General features: G+C 64.7%; 12 protein-coding genes. 6 read left to right on the top strand and 6 right to left on the bottom strand.

The genetic code is table 11. The annotated features are described in order from the left end of the window. Positions 1-43 precede the first annotated feature (43 nt). A complete protein-coding gene (locus WAW17_RS05465; RefSeq protein ID WP_422331991.1) occupies positions 44-325 on the bottom strand; it encodes a hypothetical protein in 282 nt (93 codons plus the stop codon). A gap of 205 nt (positions 326-530) precedes the next feature. On the opposite strand from WAW17_RS05465, the gene WAW17_RS05460 reads away from it, so the two are divergent. Continuing rightward, entirely contained in the window at positions 531-821 is a 291-nt protein-coding gene (locus WAW17_RS05460) for a hypothetical protein (protein ID WP_422331990.1), read from the top strand. Between the two features lie 357 nt (positions 822-1,178). Continuing rightward, positions 1,179-2,138 carry a ferritin-like domain-containing protein gene (locus WAW17_RS05455; RefSeq protein ID WP_422331989.1) on the top strand — a complete coding sequence of 320 codons (960 nt, stop codon included), beginning with the start codon at positions 1,179-1,181 and terminating at the stop codon, positions 2,136-2,138. Positions 2,139-2,210: 72 nt separating this feature from the next. Here WAW17_RS05455 and WAW17_RS05450 read toward each other — a convergent pair whose 3' ends face one another. The 3 genes from WAW17_RS05450 to WAW17_RS05440 all read right to left on the bottom strand — a co-directional run bounded on the left by WAW17_RS05450 (position 2,211) and on the right by WAW17_RS05440 (position 3,290). Next, entirely contained in the window at positions 2,211-2,390 is a 180-nt protein-coding gene (locus WAW17_RS05450; protein ID WP_422331988.1) for a hypothetical protein, read from the bottom strand. 376 nt (positions 2,391-2,766) lie between these two features. Continuing rightward, positions 2,767-3,060 carry an NAD-dependent epimerase/dehydratase family protein gene (locus tag WAW17_RS05445; RefSeq protein WP_422331987.1) on the bottom strand — a complete coding sequence of 98 codons (294 nt, stop codon included), beginning with the start codon at positions 3,058-3,060 and terminating at the stop codon, positions 2,767-2,769. A 29-nt stretch (positions 3,061-3,089) separates the two neighbouring features. Continuing rightward, positions 3,090-3,290 (bottom strand): hypothetical protein, encoded by a 201-nt coding sequence (locus WAW17_RS05440; RefSeq protein WP_422331986.1) that lies wholly within the window; start codon positions 3,288-3,290, stop codon positions 3,090-3,092. Between the two features lie 541 nt (positions 3,291-3,831). On the opposite strand from WAW17_RS05440, the gene WAW17_RS05435 reads away from it, so the two are divergent. Continuing rightward, positions 3,832-4,986, top strand: a complete 1,155-nt coding sequence (locus WAW17_RS05435; RefSeq protein WP_422331985.1) for an acyl-CoA dehydrogenase family protein — start codon at positions 3,832-3,834, stop codon at positions 4,984-4,986. Further along, on the top strand, positions 4,983-6,248 hold the full coding sequence (locus WAW17_RS05430; RefSeq protein WP_422331984.1) for an acyl-CoA dehydrogenase family protein: 1,266 nt from the start codon (positions 4,983-4,985) through the stop codon (positions 6,246-6,248). The genes WAW17_RS05435 and WAW17_RS05430 overlap by 4 nt, the downstream gene beginning before the upstream one ends. A gap of 78 nt (positions 6,249-6,326) precedes the next feature. On the opposite strand, the gene WAW17_RS05425 is transcribed toward WAW17_RS05430, so the two are convergent. Continuing rightward, positions 6,327-6,755, bottom strand: coding sequence for a nuclear transport factor 2 family protein (locus tag WAW17_RS05425; protein ID WP_422331983.1), 429 nt, complete (start codon positions 6,753-6,755; stop codon positions 6,327-6,329). Positions 6,756-6,812: 57 nt separating this feature from the next. Then, complete coding sequence (locus WAW17_RS05420) at positions 6,813-8,459, bottom strand: FAD-dependent oxidoreductase (protein WP_422331982.1); 1,647 nt, start codon at positions 8,457-8,459, stop codon at positions 6,813-6,815. 295 nt (positions 8,460-8,754) lie between these two features. On the opposite strand from WAW17_RS05420, the gene WAW17_RS05415 reads away from it, so the two are divergent. Continuing rightward, complete coding sequence (locus WAW17_RS05415) at positions 8,755-10,020, top strand: cytochrome P450 (protein ID WP_422331981.1); 1,266 nt, start codon at positions 8,755-8,757, stop codon at positions 10,018-10,020. Positions 10,021-10,133: 113 nt separating this feature from the next. Beyond that, entirely contained in the window at positions 10,134-10,769 is a 636-nt protein-coding gene (locus WAW17_RS05410; RefSeq protein ID WP_422331980.1) for a TetR/AcrR family transcriptional regulator, read from the top strand. Positions 10,770-10,929 lie beyond the last annotated feature (160 nt).

The raw sequence follows: 10,929 nt of genomic DNA, 5'->3' as shown, positions 1-10,929 counted from the left end.
GCGATGACGCCCGCGGCCATGACGATTCCCTTCGCCTGCTCGATCACGCTCCGGGATTCCATCGCTTTCGTGAGGCCGGCCAACTCGGCCCGTGCCTCGCGGCCCGCGCAAGGCGTGTCGAGGGGTTCACCATCGCGGTGAACACCCGGAGCAATGCCGCGTCGCCCGAGTTGAACGGACCCTCTCCCATCCGGCGTTGGATCTCGTCCGCATCCACAACTCGGACGTCTGTGCGGGCCACCGTCCGGGCTTGGTCGTCATCGGACAGCGACAGTGCTCCCGCCATGTCTGCGCCGTCGAAGGTCTCGACACTCCATTCGCGCAATCGCTGCAGCATAACCCGCCCAACCAATTATCTATGACATACGATAGAGATAAATTATGTCGTCGGGCGGATCGGAAGGCAAGCGTGAATGGTGGGCGGTGCTTGGCGCTCATTCTGGGTGACTGCTAATCTTGCTGCCGCACAGTGATCTTGGTCGCCCGTCGAGGTGGCGGGCGCCTTGGCTGATCATGGGAGGTGTGTTGCTGTGCTTCGAACCGATCCCGGCTCCATGCGTGCGTCGCAGTCCGTTCCGACGGGTCCACCCACAGCCGACGCCGGTTACCTGCGGGCGAAACCGCCACGCATTCGCACCTCTTCCCGGGCAGCGGGCGCTGATTCGGCGCAGGCATCTGCCTCGGGGGCGGTGATCTGGGCCGACCCCAGCCCGCTGCAGTCCTGGTGGGACGGAATTGTCTTCGGAAAGCACGACTCCCACGCGTCCATGGGTAGTCCGGTGCGAAACGCCGACCCCGGTGCGGTATCGGCCCGAACCTGAGGTCGAGGGGGATCTCGTGATGCCGCGTTTGCGGACTGCATAACCGATGCGGCGTTTGCGGGCTGCTCAACACTGTGCCATGTTGGGTAAGTGCCCGGCACGGAGATCGCTGGTCTCCTGCCAGGCAGGGGGTAGGGGTTTCGCTGAATGCGGGACCTCGCGTTGTACCGCAGGCTCGACAGGGCCGTGAAAGCGGGAGTATTGCTGCGACTCGACTGGGTTGGCAGCGTCCAGGACTGAATCGATCGACAACAAGCCCACTTTCCGATGCTCGCCCCGCTATCGCGGGCGCGTCGGGAAACTCGCCGAACGGCGCAGTGGCACCACCACATTCCACCCAACAGAGGGAGCATACGAATGACGAACGAAACCGCGAACCTGCTCGCCCAGCTGCGAGTGGTACTCGAACTCACCAACACGGAGATTCAGGTCGCCGAAACCCGGGTCGCGCAGGCCCGCACCGAGGCGGTTCGCCGGGAACTGTCGGAGAATGCCGCCAAGGGGCGGGACCGCGCCGAAGCCATCGAAGAGGCGATCAGGAGTCTGGGAGGATTGCCCGATGTCGTCGGTCCTCTCCTGGGCCGTGCCACCGCGATAGTGAAATCGGTTGCGGAGCAGGCGCAACCCTTCGACGAGGCCCTTCTGGGCGACCTGGCATTGGAGCACCAGCTTCTGGACCGTGCCCGCTACATCAAAGCGCTGGCAAGGACGGCCGAGAAAGTCGACGTCACTCGACTGGCGGATCGCCTGATCACGGCACACTCGGCCACCGTCGAGTGGTTGACCACGGTGTTGGCGGAAGATGCACTCGGCGGCCCGGCCGCACTGCGTCGAACCCCGCTGCAGGCTGCGACCGGCACGGCCGTGCAATGGATCAATGCACCGGCGAACTGGACCACCCGTGGGCTCGATCGTGCGATCGACACCGCCCGGGGAACACCCGAATGGCTCGGATCGCTCCTCGGGCGGGGCGCTGCGCTGGGTGAGATCGCTACCAAGACGCTGACCGCCGGCCGCGACGCTGCACTGGCAACTGCGGAGGGTGTCACCCGGCGCGAAGGCGCGGGCGGGGTCGCCGACGCCATCCACACCGCCCGCTCGGCAAGCGGAGTACAGGACGCGAGTGAACTTCCCATCGCCGACTACGACGAGCTCAATGTCTCTGCAGCGGTGGCAGCGGTCAAGGAACTGACCGAGCCGGCCGACATCCGGGCGGTGCTGGCATATGAAGAGGCGCACAAGAATCGCCACGGGATCGTCTCTGCGTCGCAGACCCGCCTGGCGGCCATCGCGCAGGAGGTCGTCGGCATCAACTGATCTCTGATCACCCAGATCTCACGGCAATCGCCGGTCCTTCGTCACGGCGGACCGGCGATTGCCGTGTGAGGATCACGGGCGCAGGCGTCTCGTGATGGGGCCGGCCGTGATGAACTGGCGTAACCGGGCACCCGGTGAACGTTCACCCAGCACGGCGCCGGCACTGTGGGCCGCGCCGCGTATCCCCGAGACGAACTCGTTCACGATGCCCTGGGCGTCATGGGGTGTACCGGTGAAAGATGGAGATTCCACAGAACATTCACGATCGAACCCAGCACGGCGGACGGAACGGAAATCAGATGCGCTTCGAAAGAGATGCGCACCACGTCCGCGTCCAACGGTTCGTCCGCGGCGATGTTGAAGGCCCCCTGAGCGCGGCGCTCGAGTGCTTTCAGTACGGCGTCCGCCAGATCATCAGTGTGGACGAGTGGCAGGGTCGGTGATCGATCGAGGGGCAGGAACTGCAGGCGCGGAATTCATCTCGTGAGTGTGCGAGGCACATAACTCGGCAGCGCATAGCGCAGCATCGCGGTGGCTTCATCGTGCTGGGCGATCATCCCGGGACGCAGCCGTGTGATCACCGGCCGGGATGCGGGCGCGGTTTCGGACTCGAAGGCGTCGAGTACGTCTACTTCGGCGACCTTGTCGATGCTGTAGATCGACGTGGGTATGCCTCTGCAAGGCCAGGATTCGGTGACCCGGTCAGCATAGGCCGGCGAAGATCGGCCAGAGTGACGACCCCCGCGTCCGCGCGGGCCAGATCGATGTTGTGCCATTGCGCACGGTCATAGGGGTGGGTGGAAGGGGGTGTTCGCCGGGCAATGGCAACGATCTCCGTGTCGGGTTCCTGCTCTGCGAAGAGGTGGAGCAGGGCTGTGCCGACATTGCCACTGGCACCGGTGATGACGACCTTTCTGGGCATTGGCCGCAACTACCCGGTAGGCCGATGGCTCAAACAGAGGCGGCCTTCGGTCTTTTGACCGGGGTCATCGAGATCGAGGCATCGGTGGGCCCGGGATCACCTACCGGACCGACCTCGCGTGTGAGTGCCCTGTGCAGAATGTCGGCGCCTACGACCGAAAGTGCGAGACCTGCATCGATCGCCAGTCGCGCCACCCCCGCGCCGCTGGCCGCCGTTTCTCGGATGCTCATGGGATTCCGTCCGTCGTCCGGTGGCAGGCATGGTGCCTACCGACCTTCATTTCCCTTTAACCGGAGATTACTTATTCGCCGGAGAGTACTTAGCTGACGGTACATTCGCAATGAATAACCAACCAGTGGTATTTTTCCGACCGGTCTTTCAGGGTTGGAACCACCGGGGTAGGGGAAGAGCATGGTGTTGCACCGAGAAACGCAGGCGCCTCGCCGAGAAGCTTCGTCTGCTGCCACGCAGCCAACGGGAGAAACTTGCCAACTACGCCACCGTTGGATTGATCGCTCTGTGCACGTTGGTGGTCGGATACTGGTTCGTGTTCGTTTCGTAGTCCCCCGATGACGGCACTGTTCGCTGTCAGATGATGTCGAGGGCGACCGGACGGCTCTGCCGGCCTCGCGCGACGCCTGGTGGGTGACGTGGGTGTCTTCCGGAACGCCGCAGGGCGAAAGCTTTATTTCTTAAAAATGACAATGTTATTCTCCCTCAAGAGAGCGGAGTGTTCGCAGCCGAACGCGTCCGCAGTGACGGAGGACGAACATGTTGTTGGAGCTGACTCCCGATCAGGAGTTCTTTCGGGACACCACGGCCCGGTTTCTCCAGGATCGGGCACCGGTGGCGGAACTCCGCCGCCTCCGTGACGACGCGGTCGGATTCGAGGCCGACTATTGGCGGCGGGGCGCCGAACTCGGCTGGACGAGCCTGCTCGTCGGGGAGGGCAGCGGCGGCGGTTCCATCAGCGATGTCGGACTTACCGATCTCACTCTCGTCGCTCACGAATTCGGCCGGCGTGCTGCGCCGGGACCGTTGATCCCCACGAACATCGTCGCGGCAATGCTCGACACCCAGATGCTCGACCACAGTGAGACGGACGCCCATGGTGAGGTTCTGGCGGCACTACTGGCCGGAACTTCCACCGCGGCATGGTGCTTCGCCGAACCCCGTCCGAACACCCGAACAGGCGTGCCCCCGCTCGAGATCCGTGTGGAAGGCAGCGAGGTCGTGGTGAACGGGACGAAGCGGCCCGTCGAAGCCGCGCTCACCGCGGACGTGTTGCTGGTGACCGGGCACACGGGTGACAACGTCACCCAGGTGCTGGTACCGAGCAGCGCATCGGGCGTTCGGGTACGGCCCCTCCAGTCGGTCGACCTGACCCGCCGATTCGCCGTCGTCGAGTTCGACGACGTGCGCCTGCCGGTGACGGCGCTGGTGGGAAGAGCGGGCGAGGCGGCAGGCGATGTCGAGCGTGCGCGCCAACTGGCCCTCGTGATCAGCTGCGCGGAATCGGTCGGCGCCATGCAGGCTGCGTTCGACATGACCCTCGAATGGGCCTTCGACCGATACTCCTTCGGCCGGCCGCTCGCCTCCTATCAGGAACTCAAGCACCGTTTCGCCGACATGAAGACGTGGCTCGAGGCAAGTCATGCGATCACCGACCTTGCCGCCGCTGCGGTCGCCGCAGGCTCGACGGAGGCCGCAGAACTGACCAGCGCCGCGAAAGCGTATGTCGGCGAGTACGGCGCAGAACTGCTGCAGGACTGCGTGCAGATCCACGGCGGCATCGGGCTCACGTTCGAGCACGACATCCATCTCTTCCTGCGGCGAACCGTCGCCAACCGATCGAACTACGGCACACCCGCCGAGCACCGGCAACTCATTGCCGACATCGTCGACCACCAGGAGGACACCCAGTGACCACCCCGGACGTCGAATCACTCGACACCTTCCGGACCCGGGCCCGCACATGGATCCGGGCGAACCTCGGGGCGTCCGACCCCACCGCCAACGTCGGAATCTTCCGCAACGAAGGGTCCGATGAGGAGGAACTCGCCGAAGTCAAGCGGGAACGCGAACTTCAACGCATGCTGTTCGACGCCGGCCTCGCCGGGATCAGCTTCCCCCGGGAGTACGGCGGGCAGGGACTGACCCGCGCCCACCAGCAGGTTCTCGACGAGGAGCTGACGGGCTTCGAGTACCCCGCCCGGTTGCAGTCACCGACCTTCGTGCCCTGCGCTGCGGTACTCCTCGAATTCGGCACCGAGGAACAGAAGCGTCGCCACATCCCCGCCATTCTGAAGGGCGAGGAACTGTGGATGCAGATGCTCTCCGAACCGAGTGGCGGCTCCGACGTCGCGGGCGCTGTGACCACCGCGATCCGCGACGGCGACGAATGGGTGCTCAACGGATCGAAGATCTGGACCACCGGTGCCTGGTGGTCCGACTGGGCGCTGTGTCTGGCTCGAACCAACTGGGACGTGCCCAAGCATCGAGGACTCACCGTCTTCATCGTTCCGCTGCACCAGCCCGGCGTCGAGGTGCATCGCATCGAAATGCTGAGCGGCTGCCGGGAGTTCTGCCAGGAGTTCATCACCGACGTCAGGGTCCCGGACAGCGACCGTGTCGGTGAGGTCGACGACGGCTGGACCGTGGGGACCCGCTGGATGTTCCACGAGCGGATGCTGTTGAACTCGCCGTACGCGACGAAGCCTGCGGGAAGCGCCCGGGGTGCCTCGCGGACGCCGGAACTCCTTGCCGTGGCACGTGACGCGGGCAGGCTCGACGACCCGATGGGCCGCGACCTGGTCGGCGAGGCGCGGACACTCGAACTCGTCAAGGGAGCACTCCAGCAACGGGTCGGCCGCGGCATCGCGACGAAGACGATGTCGGATCAGGCGGCCGGCATCGCCCGGCTGATGGCGGGTGTCGTCGAAACCCGCATCACCACAATCATCTACGAGTTCACCGGGGCTGCCGGTGCTGCATGGGACAGCGACGACGGCGCCGTCGCACAGTGCGGAAACGACTATCTGATGCGTCAGGCCTGGTGCATCGGCGGAGGCACGACCGAGATGGCTCGCAATACCGTGAGTGAACGCGTGCTCGGAATGCCACGCGAGCGCAGCCATGACCCCGGCCTCGCGTTCCGGGACATCCCGAAGAGCCGGTCCACGCACTGAAAGGCAGGCTCGCGCTGCTCTGCTAGCGCGAGCCTGCTCTCAGTCGTTCAGTCATCGAGTCATCGAGGACTCGGCTGTTCAGGCCTTCGGTTTCGGCGGGTTCACGAACCACAGATTTTCCTCGACCAGCCGTTCGCTCTTCCAGCCGTCCGGCGTGCGTACGACATCGTGGTAGTAGTTGCCGCCGCAGTAACTCATCTCGGTCATGCCGGGAAGCAGCATCGGGTTGTAGAACATCGCGGTCACCTTGGCTCGGTCGCCGTCGAGCGCGATCTGGATGTTGCTGATGAAGTGCTGGGTCATGGGCACCTGAGCTAACGCGTTGGAGAGCACGGCGACGACCTCGTCGCGTGTTCCGGGTGGATAGCCCACGGAGCTGTAGTCGAGGAAGGCGTCTTCGGTGAAGACCGATGTCAGTCCGGCCCAGTCCTTGGTGTCTGCCGACCTGGCGTAGCGGTAGAGCAGTTCCTTGATCTCGAGTTTGTCGTGAACGGTCTGATCAGTCATTTCGGCGCCTCGTTTCGGGTCGGTGCGAATCCGGGTCTGGTCGATCGGTAATTCCGTTCAGACTGCGGCCGTGGGTAGTTCGCCAGTGTTGGTGCGCTTGATCCGGGGCCTGCCTGCGGCCTGTCCCGCGGCCTTCTCGGCGGTGTCGATGGTGCGCCACCCGGCCTTGTCGATCCGCTCCGGCCGACGCCGAGCCAGGAGGGCGGTCAACGCGGCCCGGTCGGACGCTGGAGCTGTCAGCGTGCCGGCTCGGAAGTCTTCGAGCAGCATCGAGACGGTCTCCTTCGAATCCGCTCGGTTGGTGCCGATGACACCGCGGGGACCCCGCTTGATCCAGCCGGTGGTGTAGACCCCGGCCATGCCCTCCACCCGGCCGCGGGCGTTGGGGATGACACCACGACTGTCGTCGAACGGCAGGTCGACGACGGGTTCGCCGCGGTAGCCGACCGAGCGGAGCACCAGAGTCGCGTCGATGCTCTCGGTTCGCTCGGTGGCCATCGCGTTCAGGTCACGGTCGAGGATGTTGTGGACCAGCTCCACCGATTCGACATGGTCACCCCCGCGAAGTTCGTTGGGGGAGAACAGGTACCGGAAGACGATCCGCTTGTTGCCGTTCACGGCGGGCTTGGCCGCATACTCGCGTGCCAGATCCATCGCGAGCTTCAGAGAGGGCTCCACGTCCGGGTCGTCGAGAGCGGCCTGACCGGTCGCGTCCAGAGCCAACTCGGCCTCGTCGATCACGACATCGATGGCGGGCAGGTAACTCAGGGCCAGGAACTCGGGCGTGGAATATGCCGCCTGCAACGGGCCACGGCGGCCCAGCACCACGACCTCCCGGATATTGCTGCTGCGCAACGCCTCCAGTGCATGGTCGGCGATATCCGTCTTGGCCAGCTCGTCGGGGTCGAGCGTGAGGATTCGCGCAACGTCGAGTGCGACGTTGCCGTTGCCGACGACGACGGCCCGTTCGCCGGACAGATCGAACTCGTGGTGTGCATGGTCGGGATGACCGTTGTACCAGGCGACGAACTCTGTCGCGGAGTGGCTGCCGGGCAGTTCCTCGCCGGGGATCCCGAGGCGCCGATCGCCGGACGCGCCGACCGCGTACACGACCGCGTGGTGATGCTCACGGAGCTCTGCGAGCGAGATGTGCGCGCCGACCTCCACGTTGAGGTGCAACTGGAACCGGTCGTTTCGGAACGCCGACGCGAACATGTCTGCGACGCCTTTGGTTTCCGGGTGGTCCGGCGCCACGCCGCTGCGCACCAGACCCCACGGGGTGGGCAGCCGATCGAACATCTCGACCTGGACGTCATTGTGCTGCAGCAGTTCATCGGCCGCGTAGCAGGCTGCGGGACCGGAACCGACGATCGCGACGCGCAGCGCGCCGAGTTCCTTCGGCAGCCGCCGCGGCGGCTGCCGCGGGGGGAGGACCGAGGTGTCGAGCGGATGCCGTTCGAAGTAGGCCCGGTTGATGTCCGGGTACCGGCTCATCGAGGCTGTGAGGTCGAATTCGGAGAAGATCGCGTCCACCGGGCAGGCGTCCACGCACGCCCCGCAGTCGATGCAGGTCTCCGGGGCGATGTACAGCATCTCGGTGGTGCCGTAGTCCGGATCATCCGGCCGCGGCCGGATGCAGTCCACGGGGCATTCGGACACGCAGCTTGCGTCGGTGCAGCAACGTTGGGTGATCACGAAGGGCATGAGGTTTCCTCGGCCGAGTCGGGTGGTGGTGGTGCGGCCGGTGATGGCTTTTCGACCGGGAGTGCGCCCGTCGGTGTGCGGGGCCGGGGCCGATTACCAGTCCTGACCAGTGGCTACTTTTCGTCAGGTGTGTTCATGAGGCAGAGTAGAACATTATTTCCGTATTTGGCAAACGCCGCTCTCGTCAACCGTAATGTGATGTTGACCACTTGTGCAATTTCATGCTAAGCATGTGGTCAGCATTGCTGAGCGGGTGCTCAGCAATTCCTGCACACCAATCACAGGGAGGCTGCACATGAGTGACTTCGAATCACTTGACTACTTCACCGATCAGTCCGTCATCCCCGATCCTCACCCCTACTTCGATCACCTCCGGCAGAAATGCCCCGTTCAATTCGTGCCCCCTCACGGCGCCGTCGCGGTCACCGGTTTCGAGGAAGCCCTTGCGGTTCTCCGCAACACTGCGGCGTTCTCCAACATCAACGCGCCGATCGGGCCGTTCGGGATACCATTCGAGCCTCACGGCGACGACGTCAGTGCACTGATCGAGGAGTACCGCGACCAGTTCCCGTTGAGTGAGCACCTCGTCACGATGGATCCTCCGCAACACACTCGCGTTCGAAGGCTGCTCGCCGGGCTGTTCACGCCCCGTCGGATCGAGCAGAACGAGGAATTCATGTGGCGCCTCGCCGACCGTCAGATCGACGAGTTCCTCGCCGGAGGCAAGTGTGAACTCGTCCGGGACTACGCCCTGCCCTTTGCCCTGCTCACCATCGCGGATCTGCTCGGAGTCCCGGAAGAGGATCACAAGGCGTTCCGGGCCAGCCTGAGCATGCAGACGCCGGGTGCGATGGACGAGGGCGACGCAATGTCGCTCAATCCGCTGGAGTTCCTCGAAGAGAAGTTCAGCGCCTACATCGAGGACCGACGGCGTGAACCCCGCAGCGACGTACTGACGCTGCTGGCCGAGTCGAAGTATCCCGACGGCGAGACTCCCGAGGTCATCGAGCTCGTCCGGCTCGCGACCTTCCTGTTCGGAGCCGGGCAGGACACCACCGCCAAACTGATCACGGCCGCGTTCCAGTGCATCGCCGAAAACCCCGAGCTGCAAAAGCAACTCCGCGAGGATCGCAGCCTCATTCCTGCCTTCGTCGAGGAGTTGCTCCGCCTGGAGGGGCCGGTCAAGAGCGATTTCCGGTTGACCCGCACCTCGACGACACTCGGCGACGTCGAGATCCCCGCCGGCACCACGGTGGCGATTCTTCTCGGGGCCGCGAACCGGGATCCGCGCAAATTCGAAGACCCGCACGAGTTCCGCATCGACCGTCCCAACGCGCGTGAACACGTCGCGTTCGGACGCGGCGTCCATTCCTGCCCCGGCGGACCGCTCAGCCGGGTGGAGGCCCGCGTCACCATCGAGCGTCTGCTCGACCGGATGGCCGACATCAGGATCTCGGAGGCGGAGCACGGTCCCGTCGACGCTCGCCGTTACACCTACGAGCCGACCTACATTCTTCGCGGTCTCACCGAGCTCCACCTCGAATTCACCCCGGTTCCCTGAGGCGCCACGAGGTTCCTGAACATATCCACGCAACGGTCGAACCCGTTTTGTTCACACTACGATCGGTCGTGGGGTGACTGGGGTAGTGCGTTATCGATGCTGAGGAGCAGCAGATGTCTTCGCCGCGCAGAATCGGCGCGCCCGACGCAAGGAATCGGGCTCTCCTTCTCGATGCCGCAGAGCGGCTCATGTTGCAGGAAGGATACGCCGCGGTCAGCTCGCGTCGTATCGCAAAGGAAGCGGGCCTGAAGCCGCCGCTCGTGTACTACTACTTCCGCACCATGGACGAACTGTTCCTCGAGGTCTTTCGGCGCCGCGCCACAGAGGGTCTCGAGCGTCAGTCGCAACTCCTGACCTCGCCGCAGCCACTGTGGGCTCTGTGGGAGTTCAGCATCGAAGCAACGGGCACTGCCTTCACGATGGAGTTCGTTGCGCTCGCCAACCACAGGAAGGCCATTCGCGCGGAGATCGCCGAGTACTCGGAGCGGTTCCGCACCGCACAGGTCGAGGCCGTTGCCGGCACCTTGCAGCGATACGGCATCGATTCCATTGAGTATCCACCGGCTGCTGTCATGGTTCTGATGACGAGCCTCTCGCGGGTACTGACGATGGAAGCGGCCCTGGGGGTTTCCGGCGGTCACGACGAGACTGTCGCACTGGTCGAACGGTTCCTGCGACGTCTCGAAGGTGAGCGGAAACCGGACGGGGCGCCGGCTGCGCTGGAACCTGAAAGAATCGGCCGATCGTAGACGGCCCCCGGCCGCACTCCTCGCGAAGTCAGTCCAGGAACAGGTCCAGCTGAGGGTGCGGTCCGCCGCCGTAACGGGACAGGTCGTCGACGCCGGCCCCGGTGAGCACGGCGGCGTCGATGAAGCAGTGTCCGCTGGTCTCCTTCGCCGGCCGGGAGAA

Origin of the sequence: Rhodococcus sp. (in: high G+C Gram-positive bacteria) (genome assembly GCF_049286785.1) — a bacterium.
In the GTDB taxonomy this organism is placed as follows: domain Bacteria; phylum Actinomycetota; class Actinomycetes; order Mycobacteriales; family Mycobacteriaceae; genus Rhodococcus_F.
This window is presented reverse-complemented; position numbering and strand designations above follow the sequence as displayed.

Bases quoted from the DNA above. Each gene is read 5' to 3' on its own strand.
- WAW17_RS05455 (WP_422331989.1), top strand. From the start codon at position 1,179: ATGACGAACGAAACCGCGAACCTGCTCGCCCAGCTGCGAGTGGTACTC.
- WAW17_RS05435 (WP_422331985.1), top strand. From the start codon at position 3,832: ATGTTGTTGGAGCTGACTCCCGATCAGGAGTTCTTTCGGGACACCACG.
- WAW17_RS05440 (WP_422331986.1), bottom strand. From the start codon at position 3,290: ATGAGCATCCGAGAAACGGCGGCCAGCGGCGCGGGGGTGGCGCGACTG.
- WAW17_RS05420 (WP_422331982.1), bottom strand. From the start codon at position 8,459: ATGCCCTTCGTGATCACCCAACGTTGCTGCACCGACGCAAGCTGCGTG.
- WAW17_RS05425 (WP_422331983.1), bottom strand. From the start codon at position 6,755: ATGACTGATCAGACCGTTCACGACAAACTCGAGATCAAGGAACTGCTC.
- WAW17_RS05415 (WP_422331981.1), top strand. From the start codon at position 8,755: ATGAGTGACTTCGAATCACTTGACTACTTCACCGATCAGTCCGTCATC.
- WAW17_RS05410 (WP_422331980.1), top strand. From the start codon at position 10,134: ATGTCTTCGCCGCGCAGAATCGGCGCGCCCGACGCAAGGAATCGGGCT.
- WAW17_RS05445 (WP_422331987.1), bottom strand. From the start codon at position 3,060: ATGCCCAGAAAGGTCGTCATCACCGGTGCCAGTGGCAATGTCGGCACA.